The organism is Pedococcus bigeumensis (assembly GCF_006438965.1).
Classification (GTDB): domain Bacteria; phylum Actinomycetota; class Actinomycetes; order Actinomycetales; family Dermatophilaceae; genus Pedococcus; species Pedococcus bigeumensis_A.
Genome location: NZ_RCZM01000002.1, coordinates 620342 through 635844, shown reverse-complemented (window position 1 = coordinate 635844; position 15503 = coordinate 620342). Strand labels below are relative to the sequence as shown.

General features: G+C 70.2%; 16 protein-coding genes and 1 pseudogene. 9 read left to right on the top strand and 8 right to left on the bottom strand.

Translation table 11 applies throughout. The annotated features are described in order from the left end of the window. Positions 1–3: 3 nt before the first annotated feature. Positions 4–597, bottom strand: a complete 594-nt coding sequence (locus EAH86_RS07960; protein WP_140738625.1) for a hypothetical protein — start codon at positions 595–597, stop codon at positions 4–6. Positions 598–678: 81 nt separating this feature from the next. Beyond that, positions 679–1416 (bottom strand): alpha/beta hydrolase, encoded by a 738-nt coding sequence (locus EAH86_RS07955; protein WP_241668284.1) that lies wholly within the window; start codon positions 1414–1416, stop codon positions 679–681. A gap of 165 nt (positions 1417–1581) precedes the next feature. Between EAH86_RS07955 and EAH86_RS07950 the strand changes: the two genes are divergently transcribed. Genes EAH86_RS07950 through EAH86_RS07940 form a run of 3 tightly spaced genes read left to right on the top strand, consistent with a single transcriptional unit; the run spans position 1582 to position 4431 of the window. After that, on the top strand, positions 1582–2535 hold the full coding sequence (locus EAH86_RS07950; RefSeq protein ID WP_194150753.1) for a lysophospholipid acyltransferase family protein: 954 nt from the start codon (positions 1582–1584) through the stop codon (positions 2533–2535). After that, positions 2501–3736, top strand: a complete 1236-nt coding sequence (macS, locus tag EAH86_RS07945) for a MacS family sensor histidine kinase (RefSeq protein ID WP_206665766.1) — start codon at positions 2501–2503, stop codon at positions 3734–3736. Before EAH86_RS07950 ends, macS begins: the two co-directional genes overlap by 35 nt. After that, positions 3733–4431: a response regulator gene (locus EAH86_RS07940; protein ID WP_140738619.1), complete on the top strand. Its 699-nt coding sequence runs from the start codon at positions 3733–3735 to the stop codon at positions 4429–4431. Before macS ends, EAH86_RS07940 begins: the two co-directional genes overlap by 4 nt. A 46-nt stretch (positions 4432–4477) precedes the next feature. Here the strand turns inward: EAH86_RS07940 and EAH86_RS07935 are convergent, their stop codons facing one another. Further along, positions 4478–6535, bottom strand: coding sequence for a methyltransferase domain-containing protein (locus EAH86_RS07935; protein WP_140738616.1), 2058 nt, complete (start codon positions 6533–6535; stop codon positions 4478–4480). Positions 6536–6695: 160 nt separating this feature from the next. Here EAH86_RS07935 and EAH86_RS07930 point away from each other — a divergent pair, with 160 nt between their 5' ends. After that, positions 6696–7025, top strand: coding sequence for a gamma-glutamylcyclotransferase family protein (locus EAH86_RS07930; RefSeq protein WP_140738613.1), 330 nt, complete (start codon positions 6696–6698; stop codon positions 7023–7025). Between the two features lie 34 nt (positions 7026–7059). Here EAH86_RS07930 and EAH86_RS07925 read toward each other — a convergent pair whose 3' ends face one another. After that, positions 7060–7470 carry a TraR/DksA family transcriptional regulator gene (locus tag EAH86_RS07925; RefSeq protein ID WP_140738610.1) on the bottom strand — a complete coding sequence of 137 codons (411 nt, stop codon included), beginning with the start codon at positions 7468–7470 and terminating at the stop codon, positions 7060–7062. A 116-nt stretch (positions 7471–7586) separates the two neighbouring features. Between EAH86_RS07925 and EAH86_RS07920 the strand changes: the two genes are divergently transcribed. Then, positions 7587–8699 (top strand): winged helix DNA-binding domain-containing protein, encoded by a 1113-nt coding sequence (locus EAH86_RS07920; RefSeq protein WP_140738607.1) that lies wholly within the window; start codon positions 7587–7589, stop codon positions 8697–8699. A gap of 48 nt (positions 8700–8747) precedes the next feature. Here EAH86_RS07920 and EAH86_RS07915 read toward each other — a convergent pair whose 3' ends face one another. Next, positions 8748–9446 (bottom strand): spermidine synthase, encoded by a 699-nt coding sequence (locus tag EAH86_RS07915; RefSeq protein WP_140738604.1) that lies wholly within the window; start codon positions 9444–9446, stop codon positions 8748–8750. A 101-nt stretch (positions 9447–9547) separates the two neighbouring features. On the opposite strand from EAH86_RS07915, the gene EAH86_RS07910 reads away from it, so the two are divergent. Next, positions 9548–10915: a pyridine nucleotide-disulfide oxidoreductase gene (locus EAH86_RS07910; protein WP_140738601.1), complete on the top strand. Its 1368-nt coding sequence runs from the start codon at positions 9548–9550 to the stop codon at positions 10913–10915. A gap of 26 nt (positions 10916–10941) precedes the next feature. Here EAH86_RS07910 and EAH86_RS07905 read toward each other — a convergent pair whose 3' ends face one another. Further along, entirely contained in the window at positions 10942–11424 is a 483-nt protein-coding gene (locus EAH86_RS07905; protein WP_140738598.1) for an Hcp family type VI secretion system effector, read from the bottom strand. Between the two features lie 327 nt (positions 11425–11751). On the opposite strand from EAH86_RS07905, the gene EAH86_RS07900 reads away from it, so the two are divergent. Beyond that, positions 11752–12102: a hypothetical protein gene (locus tag EAH86_RS07900; RefSeq protein ID WP_140738595.1), complete on the top strand. Its 351-nt coding sequence runs from the start codon at positions 11752–11754 to the stop codon at positions 12100–12102. 129 nt (positions 12103–12231) lie between these two features. Here EAH86_RS07900 and EAH86_RS07895 read toward each other — a convergent pair whose 3' ends face one another. Together EAH86_RS07895 and EAH86_RS07890 are read right to left on the bottom strand one after the other, a co-directional pair. Continuing rightward, the gene (locus tag EAH86_RS07895) at positions 12232–13323 is read right to left on the bottom strand and encodes a sensor histidine kinase (protein ID WP_140739038.1); all 1092 of its coding nucleotides are present in this window, start codon (positions 13321–13323) and stop codon (positions 12232–12234) included. 115 nt (positions 13324–13438) lie between these two features. Further along, a pseudogene (locus EAH86_RS07890) lies at positions 13439–14131 on the bottom strand (response regulator transcription factor); the annotation flags it as partial. Positions 14132–14266: 135 nt separating this feature from the next. On the opposite strand from EAH86_RS07890, the gene EAH86_RS07885 reads away from it, so the two are divergent. Then, complete coding sequence (locus EAH86_RS07885; RefSeq protein ID WP_241668263.1) at positions 14267–14929, top strand: M15 family metallopeptidase; 663 nt, start codon at positions 14267–14269, stop codon at positions 14927–14929. After that, on the top strand, positions 14926–15486 hold the full coding sequence (locus EAH86_RS07880; protein ID WP_140738586.1) for a VanZ family protein: 561 nt from the start codon (positions 14926–14928) through the stop codon (positions 15484–15486). Before EAH86_RS07885 ends, EAH86_RS07880 begins: the two co-directional genes overlap by 4 nt. The last annotated feature ends 17 nt before the right edge of the window (positions 15487–15503 follow it).

The following is a 15503-nucleotide window of genomic DNA, read 5'->3' as shown; positions in this document are numbered from 1 at the left end:
CGGCTAGACCCGGGCGCCGTTGTCGGGGTCGTCCTCGTTGCGGTCGTGCGGCTGGCGCATCACGAGCAGGACGAACCCCATGACGGTCAACCCCAGGGCACCGAGCGTCCACCAGTCACTGACGTTGGGGCGGAACAGCACCAGCCAGAGCAGCACCAGGGGTCCGGCGACGAGGCCGACGATGATCCCCCAGAACTGCAGGTCCTCCTGTGGCGGGAGCGGGGCGGTCGGTCCGGGCTGGAAGTGCTCGTCGTCGTCCTCGTCCCGCAGGTCCCTTAGCTCGACCGGGTCGGGAACCTGCTCGGCCTCGGCGGGGTCGGGCTGCTCGGCACCGCGCCACACCACGAACGGCCGGGTGGGCGGCGGGTTGGTGCGCGGCTGCAACGGCGGGTTGACCCCGGTGGCGCGCGATCCGGAGCCCTCGGACGGGGGACCGTCGGCGCTGTCGTTGCCCGCGCGGGTCTCCGAGCCAGCGTCCAGGTCCGTGTCGGCCCCACTGCCTGAGGCGGTGGACTCCGGGGCGTCGGGGAGCGAGGCAACCTCGTCCCAGCGCGCGATGATGTCCGCGAACTCGGCGTCGACGTCGCGGTCGCTCATGGAATGCCCCTTGGTCTTGATCGAGTGGCTGGCTCGGACCAGCCCCCGCCGAAGCTCGGACGAGCTTCGGGCGGACTCGGACTAGCTCAGTCGCTCGATGAACTGCACCGACTCCTCAAAGATACGTGGCGCATCGTTGTCGAGGGTAGCCACGTGGTAGCTGTCGTGGAGCAGGATCTCGGTGGAGTCCTCGCTGGAGATGCGGGCAAGGACCAGCTCGGAGCTCGACGCCGGCACCACGTGGTCCTCCGGCGAGTGCAGCAGGAGCACCGGCTGGGTCACCTCGGGCAGGTCGCGGATGACGTTCTTCCACGCCGTGAACTGGGAGTGCGCGGCGTGCACCGGCGACCGGTCGTAGGCGAGCTCGACGACTCCGGGCTTCTTGATGTCGCTGGCGATGGCGGCCGCGCTGGGCATGACGTACTTGAGGACCGGGACCAGCCGGACCCGCCAGTCCTCGAACTTCACGGCCGGGTTGACCAGGACCAGTCCGGAGACGCGCGGGCCGTGCTCCTGCGCGAGGGCGAGGGCGAGCGCCCCACCCATCGAGAGCCCACCGACGAAGACCCGGGCACAGCGTTCGTGCAGCTCGCGGAACGCGGCGTCGACGACCGCATACCAGTCGTCCCAGCGGGTCCGGTTCATCTCCTGCCACGTGGTCCCGTGCCCGGGCAGCCGAGGCACGCGGACCGTGTAGCCCCGCTCGACGAGGTGCTCACCCCACGGACGCATGCTCTGCGGCGTGCCCGTGAAGCCGTGGACCAGCAGGACTCCGGTGTCGGATCCGTCGTGGGAGTAGGGCTCAGCGCCGGGCAGCACGGACAAGGGGGACTCCTGGGGCGGGTGCCGAAACAGACGGGTGCTTGATCAGATACTTGAACGCACTGAACACTTGAACAGATCTGGGGGTGGCGCATTCTCGCACGGGCCACGACAGCCCCTTGGGTACCGTAGAGTTCACCGCGTCACTTCGGAGGTGTGCTGGTGTTCTACTGGGTGCTCAAGACGGTCGTTCTTGGCCCGATCCTCAAGCTGCTCTTTCGCCCGTGGGTCGAGGGCGAGGAGAACATTCCCGACGACGGCGCGGCCATCTTCGCGAGCAACCACCTGTCCTTCTCGGACTCGATCTTCCTCCCGCTGGTGATCCCGCGCCGGATGACCTTCCTGGCGAAGTCGGACTACTTCACCGGGCGAGGCATCAAGGGCCGGATGACGGCAGCATTCTTCCGCGGCGTCGGTCAGCTCCCGGTGGACCGGTCCGGCGGTCGCGCCGGTGAGGCGGCGCTGCGCTCGGGCCTGAAGGTGCTGCGCCGCGACGAGCTGCTCGGCATCTACCCCGAGGGCACCCGCAGCCCCGACGGCCGGCTGTACCGCGGTCGCACCGGCGTCGCCCGGATGGCCCTCGAGGGTCACGTCAAGGTGCTGCCCGTCGCGATGATCGGCACCGACAAGGCCCAGCCGACCGGCACCAAGATCCCCAAGCTGATCCGGATCGGCGTCAAGATCGGCAAGCCGCTGGACTTCTCTCGCTACGAGGGCATGGAGGACGACCGCTTCGTCCTGCGTTCGATCACCGACGAGATCATGTACGAGCTGATGCTGCTGTCCGGCCAGGAGTACGTCGACATGTACGCCACGTCGATGAAGGACCGCATCCTCGCCGCTGCCAAGACCAAGGCCCGCGAGCTCCAGGAGGCTGCCCTGCCGGGCTCGGCCGCCAAGGAGCTCGAGGAGGCCCTCGACGCCGGCGACGACGAGACCGCCCTCAAGGTGCGCCCCAGCGTCGACGACGCCGCCGGTGACATCGACGAGGACACCGAGAGCGACGACGACGACCGTTCGCTCGACCGCGGACAGGTCGTGGTCGAGGAGGGTGTCCGCGTCGACGCCGGGGACGCGTCCGGTGAGGTCCCCCCGGGCGCCCGCGCGGCGAGCTGAGGGCACCTTCGCAGTGGCGCGGCACCTGAGCCTGTCCGCGCGCCGGGCCATCGCGGCACCGGACTCCCAGCCCGAAGTCGTGTCGGCCTTCTGGAAGGGCATCGACGCCTTCCGCCCGATTGCGCTGGCGTATGCCGCCTACTCCCTCGCGGACCGTCCGCACGACCTGGCGCGACCCGCCCTCGGCTGGGCGGTGCTCGGCCTGCTCGGTGTCTGGACCGTCTTCCTGGTCTTCTACCGGCGGCGGCGGCTCTGGCTGGTCGTGGTCGAGCTGCTGCTCGGCGCCGCCGCGATCATGGCCACTCTCCTGGTCGACACAGCCACGGCCATCGAGGAGGGGTCACGCACCCTTCCCACCATCTGGCCAGCGGCCGGCGTCGTGTCGGCGGCGGTGCTGTTCGGCCGCAAGGGTGGCCTGCTGGCCGCCGTCTTCATCGGCATCGTCGACGTGGTCGAGGTCGGCAAGGCAACGCCCAACACGGTCAACAACATCGTGCTGCTGGTGCTCATCGGCACCCTGATCGGCTACGCCTGCGACCTGGCCCGGGAGGGCCACGCCAAGCTGCGCGAGGCGCTGGCGCTGGAGGCGCAGGTGCGCGAACGCGAGCGGCTGGCCCGCACCGTGCACGACGGCGTCCTGCAGACCCTGGCCTTCATCAACCGCCGCGGCACCCAGCTGGGCGGCGAGGCTGCTGAGCTCGGGGGCATGGCGGCTGACCAGGAGCGACTGCTGCGCGCCCTCGTCAGCGGCACCTCGTCGGCCGACACCGAAGCCACCGTGACCGGCGACCTCGACTTGCGCCAGCAGCTCGGGAGGTTCGCCGGGGGACGGGTGCACCTGGTGGCCCCGGCCGACCCGGTGCTCGTGCCGCCACGGGTGGCCGGTGAGCTCGTGGCAGCGGTGGGGGCGGCGCTGGACAACGTGCGGCTGCACGCGGGTGAGGCGGCTCAGGCGTGGGTCCTCGTCGAGGACGAGGGCGGCGAGGTCGCCCTGACCGTGCGTGACAACGGCGTGGGTATGCCGGCTGGCCGCCTCGACGAGGCCGCTGCCGCTGGGCGGCTGGGCGCCTCGTCGAGCATCCGGGGCCGGCTGAGCGACCTGGGCGGGACGGCCGAGTACTCGGGCCGGGAGGGTGCCGGGGTGACCGTGCGGATGCGGGCGCCGAAGGATGGCGGACGCGACAACCAAGGAGTGCGATGACCGAGCACGAGACCGAGATCGAAGCCGGGACTCCGGATGCGGCACCAGTGAGCGTGGTGGTCGCGGACGACCACCCGTTGTGGCGGGACGCCGTGGCGCGCGACCTCGCCGAGGCCGGCATGACCGTGCTGGCCACGGCGGACGACGGACCTGCTGCGGTGAACCGCACCAAGGCCACCCGGCCGGACGTGCTCGTCCTCGACCTCAACCTGCCGGGCATGCGGGGCCACGAGGTGTGCGCCGCGCTGGGCTCCCTGGCCACCCGGGTGCTGGTCCTGTCGGCGTCGGGGGAGCAGCAGGACGTCCTGGAGGCGGTGAAGGCGGGAGCCACCGGCTACCTCGTGAAGTCCGCGTCCCGCGAGGAGATCGTCGCCGCGGTCCACGCGACCGCGCGGGGCGACGCGGTGTTCACGCCGGGGCTTGCTGGTCTGGTGCTGGGAGAGTTCCGCAAGATGTCGACCCAGCCGCAGACCGACCCGTCGCGGCCCATCCCCGAGCTGACCGAGCGCGAGACCGAGGTGCTCAAGCTCGTCGCGACCGGCATGTCCTACAAGGAGATCGGGTCCGACCTGTTCATCTCGCACCGGACCGTGCAGAACCACGTGCAGAACACCCTCGGCAAGCTGCAGCTGCACAACCGGATCGAGCTGGTGCGCTTCGCCATCGCCAAGGGTCTGGACACCCCCGAGGCCTGAGCGCCCACCCCGTCGGCGCGGTGTCCGTCCGCCCGGCGGGAGGGCCTCAGGTGCTGGAGACGACCAGGTGCCTGCGCCCGGTGAGCAGCGCCAGCCCGTACAGCGCCGCGACCACGACGAGCAGCGCGTTGAAGCCGAAGATGAGTGCGAGGTACTCCAAGGCACCGCCCACCATGGCGCCCAGCAGGTTCGCCCCGAAGGCGACCGTGCTCGAGCCGACGCCCTTGAACCGCACGGCGAAGAGCAGGTTGGCGATGAAGATCGGCGCGAAGGCGATGGTCACGCCGGCCAGGAACCGTGGCACCAAGGAGAGGTCGAGCAAGGCATCCTGCGGGATCAGCCAGGCGGCCGCGAGGGCGGCGAGCAACGCGGCATACAGGAGGATCGGGCGACCGATGGTGACGCGGCGGGCCACCTCGATCGCGGCGAGGACGCTGAGCAGCACGCCGGCGAAGACGGCTGCGTTCACCGCCCAGGTGGTGCCGAAGAGCAGTGCGAACTGGACGACGTTCTTGGTCTCCAGCAGCAGGAACGCTGTGCCCATGAAGAACAGGTCGGCATAGGGGCGCATGGTGCGCAGCGGTCCTGCGACCGAACGCACCGCCACGACGGACGCAAGCAGCACCAGGCCGAGCATCCAGAGGTAGAAGGACGGGATCGTGCGGGACCCGAGGTAGGGGAACGGGCGGTCGTCGACGGAGGGCTCGAGGGCGGTGGTCCGCGGCGTCCACGTCGTCGTGCACCCACCGGTGCTGGCGTCCTTGCGGAGGGTGAGGACCGCTTGCTGGCGCGGACCGTAGCTGGGGCCGAGCTGCACACACGGCGCCGCGTCGTAGACGGTGCGGACGGTGTTGGCGTAGCGGTCGAGCAGCCACGGCTCGTAGTAGTTGTACATGGCGAACGTGCCGTCGGGCTTGAGGAGAGAACGGGCCTGGGTGAGAGCCTGGGTGGTGAAGAGGTAGTTCTCCAGTCGCAGCGCCGACTGGCCGGTGACGATGGTCGCCGAGTCTGGCAGCGCGAGCAGGATGAGGTCGTAGCGCCGGTCGGTGCGCTCCATGAACGCCCGGCCGTCGTCGACGTGGGTCGTCACGCGCGGGTCGGAGTACGGCCGGTCGGGATGGTGGTCGCGACCGAGCTGCATGATGGCCGGGTCGATCTCCACGGCGTCGACCCGCTTGGCGCCCTGGGCGAGCGCCACGGCCACGTCGTTGCCGGTGCCCGCCCCGATGACGAGCACGTCGTCGCGCGAACCGGCGTAGGTGTACGGGTACAGGTAGAAGGGCGAGTCGCGGCGGATGTCGGACACCGGGAGGGCGGTCTGGAGCGGAGTGTTGTTGACCTCGACCCGGAAGAGCCCGCCGGAGAGCTGTGTGGTGTGGATCTTGTAGTAGGGCGACCACTGGAAGGACCCGACGACCGACTCGGCTCCCAGCATCAGCACGAGGGCGCCGAGGGCCAGGACCGGCAGCCGCCGCACCATCCGCAGCCGACGGCCAAGGAGGACCACGAACACGGCGGCGCCGACCAGGCCCCAGCCGAGTGGTGGGAGCCGGAGGAACGACAACGCCGCGAAGGTCACGATGCCGGCCAGGCTGCCCATCACGTCGAGCCGGTAGGCCTCGAGCGGTTCGAAGGTGCTGAAGGTCCGGGCCACCTCCTGAGCGAGCGCCATCAGCGTCGCCGCGGTGAGCACGAAGATCACGGCCAGGCTGAGCCAGCGTGGCAGGGGCGCCCAGTCGAAGAGCCCCACCAGCTGCCACTGGCCGCCGCGGCCTGTTCCCGTTCGGACCGGGAACACCAGGACGAACGCGATCAGCACGGCGAGGAGGACCGGCCCAAACGGGAAGAGGTCGTGGCCAGCTCTGCCCCGCAGGAAGCCGAGCCCGATGCCGAGGAAGCTGGCCAGCAACACGAAGTTGGTCATGTGGACGAGGTAGAGGTTGTTGGACGACGTCCACCGGATCAGGGCCAGCTCGACGAACAGCATGAGCGCGCTGGCGAGGACGAGGCGGACCCGGTTGCCGGGGACGGGGACGGTCAGCCTGCGTGCCGCGACCGCCGGGCCCGTGTCGTGGGCCAGCTCACGTTCGTGCTCCTGCTGCATTGCGTCCCCTCCGTCAGCCGGTCTGCACCTGGAGCGAACCTAGCAACGCGGCGGGCCACGCGGCGGCCTACCGTTGGAGCCAAACTGTGGAGGCTGGAGGCAAAACGGTGGCGGCTGGAGGCAAACCGGTGGACGGATGCTCGGAAGAGGAGGCACCTGGATGACGCATCGGCTCTTCGTCTACGGAACGCTCGCGCCGGGCCGGTCCAACGCGCATGTCCTGGAGGGCGTGCCCGGCACCTGGGAGCCGGGGACGGTCAGGGGCAGGCTCCTGCCCGAGGGGTGGGGCGCCGCGGCGGGCTTCCCTGCCATCGTCCTCGACGACGACGAGCCAGAGGTCGACGGACTGCTGTTCAGGTCCGAGGAGCTGGGTGAGCACTGGGAGCGTCTCGACCTCTTCGAGGGCGATGGCTACGACAGGGTGCTGGCCCCCGTCAGGCTCGGGAGCAGGAGGGTGGTGCACGCGTACGTCTACGCCCTGCGCCAGTGATCCGCCGGCCCGGACCCGTTCCCCGCAGACCCGTTCACCGCCTGGCGGGTGCGGTGTGACGCACACAGGTCCGCGCCGTCGGCCTGGCCTCCAGCCGGGCAGGGGCGATCGGCTGGTGGCACACCTCGCAGATCCCGTAGCTGCCCTGGTGCAGTCGAGCAGTGGCGGCCTCGATACCGGCGAGGTGTTCCTGAGCCACCCGGATGAGCGCCGAGAGCTGGGACCGTTCGTAGGCGATCGTCTGACCCTCGGGATCGTGCTCGTCATCGGCGTTGGAGTCAGCCGACGCGGCGAAGAGGGCCTCGAGATCCCTGGTCATGCTGGCGAGTCGAGCGCGGACCTCGTCCCGTTCCTCGCGCAGTCGCTCTGCGACCTCGATGTCGACGCGCGATGGCGCGGCGTCAGGAGCCCCGTCGAACGACGGCTGCTGAGGCGGTCCGGACATCACCACAGCATCCTGCACGAAGCCACCGGCGACACCTTCACCCCGCTTGCTTCTGAGCTCGGACGACGTCGGCCAACAGGACGTCGTTCGTCCGCAACCCGTGCGAGTCTGCCGACATGAGTACGTCGACGGAGATCTCGGTGACCTGGGCCCAGGCGCTGGCCTGGCGGATGGAGCGGCAGCTGCTCGCCCCCGTGGGATCCGAGTCGGTGGCCGGCGTCGTCCGCCGACTGGGCGCCGTGTTGTCGATGGACGAGTCGCTCGCCGAGCTGGCTGTCCGGACCCGCCGCTCGACCTCCCGTCCGGGCGAGCTCGCGCAGGCGCTGGTCGACGGGGCCGTCATCAAGGTGTTCGCGTTCCGCGGTTCGATGCACTACCTGTCCCCGGAGGACGGCGGCAGCTACCTCGCCCTCAGGTCGGCAGGCCGGCAGTGGGAGCTTCCGAGCTGGGTGGACTACTACCGGCTCACTGCGGCTGACTGGCCCGACTTCCGGGCCGCGGTACGCGCTGCCCTGAGCGAGGGACCCCTGACCGTTGCCGAGCTCGGCGAGGTGCTCGCGGGGCACCGCGCCTACCGGCACCTGAAGGCCGTCTTCGACGAGGGTGCCGGCACGCTGGTCAAGCCGCTCACCTGGCAGGGCGACATGAGCTTCGGTCCGCCACGCGACGGAGTGGCGACGTTCCAGCGTCTCGACACCAACCCACGCTGGCGCGGCATACCTGACCTCGAGGACGCGGGCCCGCGGGCTGTTGCCGCGTACTTCCGGACCTACGGTCCGGCGACCGTCGACCATGTCCACTACTGGCTCGGTAATGGCCTGAGCGCGGGCCGCAAACGGCTGGGCGGCTGGGTCGCGGGACTCGGAGACCGGCTGGTGGCGGTCGATGTCGAGGGCAGCACGGCATACGTCCTGCGCGAGGACGTCGACGCACTGCAGTCCGCAGAGCCATCGGAGGCGGTCCGGCTGCTTCCCGGGCACGACCAGTGGGTGATCGGTCCAGGGACCAAGGACGTCCACGTCACGCCGACGTCCCGACGGGAACCGGTGACCCGCAAGGCCAACCCGGTCATCGTCGGAGGGGTGGTGTGTGGGACGTGGGCGCGCAAGGGTGACGAGCTCACGGTCAGCTGGCTCGACGAGGGGCACCGACCTGATGCCGCCATCGAAGCGGAGGCGGCACGGCTGGCCGGCATCCTCGGGCGTGACCTGCACCTGACCCTGACGTGATAGCCAACGGTCGCGAAGCCGCAGCACGGCCGGTATCCCCGGGAATGTTCAGCGACGCGGACGGACAGCCAGGTAGACGGTGTTGGCCGACTCGCCGCCCGTGAGCGGGTTGGGGAACGGCACCACGTGGGCGTCGGCATGCTCGAAGGCCTCGCCCATCCGCCGCACCACCTCGGGCTCGGGCGGCTCGTCGGACCACAGGGCGAACACCCCGTCGTCGGCCAGCATCGCGCCGACCCGCGCGAAGCCCTCGACCGTGTAGAGGTCGCCGTGGTCGTCGCGCAACAGCCAGTCGGGTGCATGGTCGATGTCCACCAGGACGGCGTCGTAGGTGCGGTCGGCGCGACCTGAACGCACCACGTCGAAGAAGTCGTCGAGCACCAGCCGCACGCGCGAATCCGCTGCCAGGCCAACGGTATCGGGCAGCAGGTCGCGCTCGTGCCACGAGTGGACGATCTCCAGGGCCTCGACCACGGTGAGCTCGGTGACCCGGTCGTCCTCGAGGGCAGCCAGCGCGGTGTAGCCGAGGCCGAGGCCGCCCACCAGGACCGTCAGCGACGTCCCCGTCGCGGCCGCGAGGCCGATCCTCGAGAGCTCCTGCTCGCCGGTGGTGAACTGGCTGGACATGAGGAAGTCGTCCCCGAGCTTGACTTCGTAGACATCGCGCTCGGTGATGCGGTCCCACCGCTGGCGAAGGCTGATCGCACCCCATGGGGTGTCGCCCCAGTCGAGCTCCTGGATCCTCACCTGCCGAGACTAGTGCCTTGGTGGGCAACCGATTCCGGCCGCGTGCAGCGGCTGCAGCCGAACCCATGGACGCGCCGCCCGGAAGGTGACAGCGTGGATTCGTGACGCGCACCGTCGAAGCCGACTACCTCGTCGTGGGGGCTGGCGCCATGGGGATGGGGTTCACCGACACCCTCATCGACCATGCCGACGTCCGCGTTGCCCTGGTCGACCGCCGTCACGGGGTGAGCGGGCACTGGCTGGAGGCCTACCCCTTCGTTCGGCTGCACCAGTCCTCGGTGTTCTACGGTGTCGCCTCCACCCTGCTCGGCGACGGCCAGCTGCAGCAGCGCGGACCGGAGAAGGGCCTGCAGGAGCGGGCCTCCCAGCCCGAGATCTGCGCGTACTACGCCCGGGTCCTCGAGCGCCTGGTGGAGAGCGGACGCGTGGAGTTCTTCCCCAACAGTGAGTATGCCGGCGACCGCACCTTCGTCTCGCGCATCTCGGGCGACCGTTTCGAGGTGCGCCCGGGGTGCCGGGTCGTCAACGCGCACTACCTGTCCCCGAGCATCCCTGCGGAGACGGCGGCACCGTTCGGTGTGGCGAAGGACGCCCGGGTGGTGCCGGTCAACCACCTCGCGCGACTCGAGGAGGCGCCGAGCCAGTACGTCGTCGTGGGGTCGGGCAAGACCGCGACCGACACGTGCATCTGGCTGCTCTCGCGTGGCGTGGACCCGGATGCGATCTGCTGGGTGCGGCCCCGCGACCCGTGGATGCTCAACCGGGCGATGATCCAGCCCGATCCCGCGATCTTCCTGGGCATGGTCGCCGACCTGATGAAGGCAGCGCGGGACACGCCCTCGCTCGACGAGCTGTTCCTGCGGCTCGAGGCGCTCGACATCATGCTCCGGATCGACCGCACGGTCACGCCCACGATGGCCAAGGCACCCACCCTCGCCACTTGGGAGCTCGACCAGCTGCGCACCCTCGAGAACGTCGTCCGACGCGGGCACCTCCAGACCGTCGACAAGGGAAGGCTCAACTTCGCCGACGGCTCGGTCGCCGTCGCACCGGACGCCGTCGTCGTGCACTGTGCAGCGGACGGCCTGCGGACGCCTGGAACGACTCCGGTCTGGAGCCCCGAGGCGATCACGCTCCAGACGGTCCGGGCCGGCTTCCCGTCCTTCGCCGCGGCCCTGACCGGCTATGTCGAGGCGACCCGCCATGACGACGACGAGAAGAACCGGGTCTGCGCGCCGTCGCAGTACGGCAACTCGCTGTCGGAGTGGGCGAGCATGAACGTCTTGGGCACCCGCAACACCCTGACCTTCTCGGCCGAGCCCGACATCCAGGAGTGGTCAGCGGGAGTGTCGCTGAACCCTGCGCGCACCCCACCCGGCTATCCCGAGTCGGCCGCCCTGGACGAGGTCCGCGAACGGCTGGCGACGCACACCGGCCCCGGGCTGGCCAGGCTCGCAGAGCTGATGTAGCGGACCTGCTCGCCACGACGGCCCAACTAGCCGACCTTGCGCGTCTTCAGGTCGTACGTGAAGTGGACTCCGGCGTCCAGCGACCCATCCGGTTTCTGCGGCTTGTACTCGAGGTCGACCTTTGCGAACGCGAGCCCGACGCTCTCGATGGTCGCGTCACCCTCGGCGCTGACGCTCGTGGCGACGCTGGTCACGAGGAGGTCGGTCATCGTGATGACGAGGTACTCCTGCTGCCCTTTGCCTGCCTTGCGGAGGGTGATCGTCGCATCCTTGAGGTGCTCACCCGTGGCGCACACCTTCATCAGCAGCGGCGAGGCCTTGTCCACGTGGTGGGTGAAGGTGAACTCGTGGAAGCTCACCTTCCCGGCACCGCCCCCACCGCCCTGACCGGAGCTGCCGGACTGGGCCAGGCCCCACGACCAGGACAGGACCTCGATCTCGTCCTTGTGCTTGGCATCGCGGGACTCGCCCTTGATCGTGCCGATCCTGGCGAAGATCGAGCTGGCCATGACACCCTCCTCAGGCTGGGCTCTCGCAGATCACCCCAAGGTCGACCTGTCGGTGACCGGTGTCAACCTCGGCAACGGCCGCTGGTTCGAGCCCAGGGCGCGATCGAGGTCTTCGGCCCGGCGACTGTGCGCCGGACGGGGCCGTGGCCATCCCCGACGTCAACACGCGAGCTCCGCGGGTGCCGCCTGAGGTCCGGTCGAGCTGGCTCCCCGAGTACCCCGCACATGTCCTAGCCATCCGAGCGGAGGCGTCCAGCGGACGCAGACCCTAGCGTCGTTCCACCACGCCTCCAGCGTTGGCCAACCGCGAGCCTCCAAGGAGCATCCATGCGTCTCAAGCGTCTTGTCGTCGTCCCGGCCGTTGCCGGAGCTCTTGTACTGGTTGGACTGTCGTCGGCGAGTGCCGGCGAGATCACCGGCAATGGCAAGCCAGCCGGGGGCGAAGGCCTCGGTTCGGCCCACGCCCACTCAATCTGCGCCTTCTCGGGACTGGAGGACGGCGACGGCGCCGGCTTCCCCGGGCCCGGCGGGGCACCGCCCCAGAACTGGGGACACGTCCAGCAGGCAGAGCGTGCCGCGGGTGCCACTCCGGCCGACCTCAAGGCTTCCGGCTTCCAGCCGGGCGACTCCTGCAATGGTCACCGGGGCTTCCTCGCCGGTGGTGGCGAAGAGCCGTAAGCGGCACGCCGCGCCAGTGAGCCCGCACCGAGGGTGAGGACGGACCTTCGGGACACCGCCGGACCATCTGCATCCGTCAGCCTGGACCCATGGCTGCGGCATCCCTTCCACCAGGGAGGATGGCCGCACTCATGGGTCCAGTACGGGTGCCCCCGGCAGGTGCACCGTGACGCCGAGCCCCCCGGCGGGACGCGAGGCGAGGGTGAGGGTCCCGCCGTGCGCTCGGATGATGCTGTCGACGATGGCCAGGCCGAGACCGATGCCGGCGTGGTCGGTGCGCGCGCGACCGGTCCCGCGCTGGAACGGCTCGACGAGGGTGGCGACGAGGGCTGGGGTCAGGCGGGTGCCGGTGTTCTCGACGGTGAGCACGGCGCTGCCCGAGGGCGCGCTGGTCGTGACCCAGACGGTGCCGCCTTCGGCCGCGTTGTGGACGACCGCGTTGTGGACGAGGTTGGTCGTCATCTGCTGCAAGAGGGTGGGCGACCCGACGGTCGGGGTCGCGGCGCCTGAGGTCTCGATCGTGACACCGCGCTTCTCTGCCATGGGAAGGAGCGTCTCCGCGGCGTCCTCGGCGAGGAGCGACAGGTCGACGGGCACCGGGGTGAAGGCCCGCTGGTCGGCGCGACTCAGGGTGAGCAGGGCTTCGGTGAGGTCGATCGCCCGGGTGTTGACGGCTCGCAGGCGGTCGACGAGCTCGCGGTGGTCGACGTCGGGGTCCTTGCGCGCCACGTCGAGCAGGGTCTGGGTGACGGCGAGCGGGGTGCGCAGCTCGTGGGAGGCGTTGGCCGCGAACCGCTGCTGCTCCGCGACCCGTGCTTCGAGCCGCGCCAGCATCGTGTCGAAGGCGTCGGCGAGCTCGCGGAACTCGTCGCTGCGTCCTTCGAGGCGGATCCGGTGGGAGAGCGAGCCGGTGCCGACGTAGCGAGTGGCATCGGTGATCCTGGCCAGCGGAGCGAGCATGCGTCCGGCGAGGAACCACCCGCCGACGAGGCCGAACACGAGAAGGAACACCAGTGCCTGACCCGCCCTGGGTACGAAAGCGTCCAGGAGGTCCCGCCGGGTAGGGCTGAAGGGGCCGGGTCCGAACGTCGCGCTAGTGGGCACGTACCGGAGCAGGAACACCCACACAGTCGCCAGCAGCAGGGCGCCAGCGACCATGATGAACCCGGCATAGCTGAGGGTGAGCTTGAGGCGGACACTCAGGCCGGGCGCCCTATCCACGGCCGGCTCCGCCACGGCCGGCTCCGCCACCGTCGGCTCCGCCACGGCCGGCTCCGCCACCGTCGGCTCCGCCACGGCCGGCTCCGCCACCGTCGACTGTTGCACCGTCGGCTACGCCACCCTCGACACTGCCACCGAGAGCGGTGGGCCCGGGACCGATGCGGTAGCCGACGCCTGGCACCGTGACGATGACCCACGGCTCGCCGAGTCTCTTGCGCAGCGCCGAGACCGTGATGCGGACGGCATTGGTGAACGGGTCGGCGTTCTCGTCCCACGCCCGCTCGAGGAGCTTCTCGGCGCTCACGACCCCGCCCTCTGCGGCGACGAGCACGTCGAGCACGGCGAACTGCTTCCGGGTGAGGGCGACGTACCGACCGTCGCGGTGGACCTCGCGGCGGAACGGGTCGAGCCGGATGCCGGCGATCTCCAGCACCGGTGGCCTGTTCTGCGCCCGCCGGCGGTCCAGCGCCCTCAGCCTGAGCACCAGCTCGCGGAGCTCGAACGGCTTGGTGAGGTAGTCGTCGGCACCGAGCCCGAAGCCGGTGGCCAGGTCGTCGAGCCGGTCCGCGGCGGTGAGCATGAGGATTGGTGTGCCGGTGCCGGAGGCGACTATGCGTCTGGCCACCTCGTCGCCGGACGGACCCGGGATGTCGCGGTCGAGGACGGCGATGTCATAGGCGTTGGTGCTCAACAGCTCCAAGGCTGTGTCGCCGTCCCCGGCAAGGTCGGCCGCAATCGCCTCCAGGCGCAGTCCATCGCGGATGGCTTCGGCCAGGTAGGGCTCGTCCTCGACGACCAACACGCGCATGGTGAGACCGATGCTACGAGTTGGGGCATATCGCCGGTGTATCCAAAACCGCATACGCCCTCACAACATCGGGCTGGCTTGGGTAACGGCATGACCCGACAACCACCTCCACCCACCCCAGCCAGGCCCAGGGCATTGCCGATCGTCGTCACCCTGGCCCTCCTCGCCGCGGCGGCGGTCGTCGTCGCGGTGTCGCCGCTGGACCTCACGCACGACAAGGCGACACACAGGCCATACCCCGGTGCGGCAGTGGGTGCCGGCGCGTCGTCGCGGGCGTCGACGCCGCGGGCGACGATGGTCCCCGCTGGTCGGCCGGGGCGCCTACCGCCCACCCGGCCGACCTCCCTCCCCGGCGAAGGCACCCGCGGGGATGGCGCCGGCGTCTTCGACGACGGCAGCCCTGCCGTGGCCAACCTCGATCCCGGTCTGCTCAGTGCGCTGCGGATGGCTGCGACAGCGGCACGTGACGACGGAGTCGAGTTCCAGGTCAACAGCGGGTGGCGCTCGGCGGCATACCAGCGCCAGCTCCTGCGGGAAGCCATCGCCAGGTACGGCTCGAAACACGAGGCGGAACGCTGGGTCGCGACCCCCGAGACCTCGGCCCACGTGTCTGGTGACGCCGTCGACCTCGGGCCCTCGTCCGCCGCGAGCTGGCTGTCGCGCCATGGTGCGGCCTACGGCTTGTGCCAGATCTACCGGAACGAGCCCTGGCACTACGAGCTGCGTCAGGGCGCCGCGTTGAACGGCTGTCCGGCCATGTACGCCGACCCCACGCAGGACCCGAGGATGCACCGATGAGGACGGGTGTCTGGCATGGCCTGTTCGGCACCTACACCGGCGTCGTGGTCCTCACCGTGGCCGCCTTCCCCATCGTGGTCCAGGCAGTGTGTGCGTTGGCACGCAGGCGAGCTGCCCGGGGGAGTATGCCGGGTTGGGCCTGGCGCTCGTCGCTCGCCGACGTGGGCATGGCCTACGGGACGGTGCCGTTGGTGTGGATGACGATGCTGCCGGGGATGCGGGCGGGCGAGGTCACCGGAGCGGTGAGCCTGGTGCCGCTGCGCGACCTGGAGACGATGTCGACGGTGCAGGTCGTCGGCAACCTGTTGATCTTCGCGGCCTTCGGGTTGCTGGCCCCGCTGCGGTTCCCCGCGCTGGCATCGGTTCCGCGGGTCACGGCGTTGGCGGCGACAGGCTCGGCCCTGATCGAGACGGCGCAGTATGTCCTGCGGCTGGATCGGGTGTCCTCGATCGACGACGTCCTGCTCAACGCCACCGGGGCCGGACTCGCGGCGATCATCTCGGTGGTGTCGCTGATGTCGTACCGCTTCGTCGTGCTGCAGCGAGTCACCCGCTGAGTGGGTGCGGAGAGCGC

Coding starts and splice junctions, on each gene's coding strand:
- EAH86_RS07960 (WP_140738625.1), bottom strand. CDS start 597: ATGAGCGACCGCGACGTCGACGCCGAGTTCGCGGACATCATCGCGCGC.
- EAH86_RS07940 (WP_140738619.1), top strand. CDS start 3,733: ATGACCGAGCACGAGACCGAGATCGAAGCCGGGACTCCGGATGCGGCA.
- EAH86_RS07935 (WP_140738616.1), bottom strand. CDS start 6,535: ATGCAGCAGGAGCACGAACGTGAGCTGGCCCACGACACGGGCCCGGCG.
- EAH86_RS07930 (WP_140738613.1), top strand. CDS start 6,696: ATGACGCATCGGCTCTTCGTCTACGGAACGCTCGCGCCGGGCCGGTCC.
- EAH86_RS07925 (WP_140738610.1), bottom strand. CDS start 7,470: ATGTCCGGACCGCCTCAGCAGCCGTCGTTCGACGGGGCTCCTGACGCC.
- EAH86_RS07920 (WP_140738607.1), top strand. CDS start 7,587: ATGAGTACGTCGACGGAGATCTCGGTGACCTGGGCCCAGGCGCTGGCC.
- EAH86_RS07905 (WP_140738598.1), bottom strand. CDS start 11,424: ATGGCCAGCTCGATCTTCGCCAGGATCGGCACGATCAAGGGCGAGTCC.
- EAH86_RS07900 (WP_140738595.1), top strand. CDS start 11,752: ATGCGTCTCAAGCGTCTTGTCGTCGTCCCGGCCGTTGCCGGAGCTCTT.
- EAH86_RS07880 (WP_140738586.1), top strand. CDS start 14,926: ATGAGGACGGGTGTCTGGCATGGCCTGTTCGGCACCTACACCGGCGTC.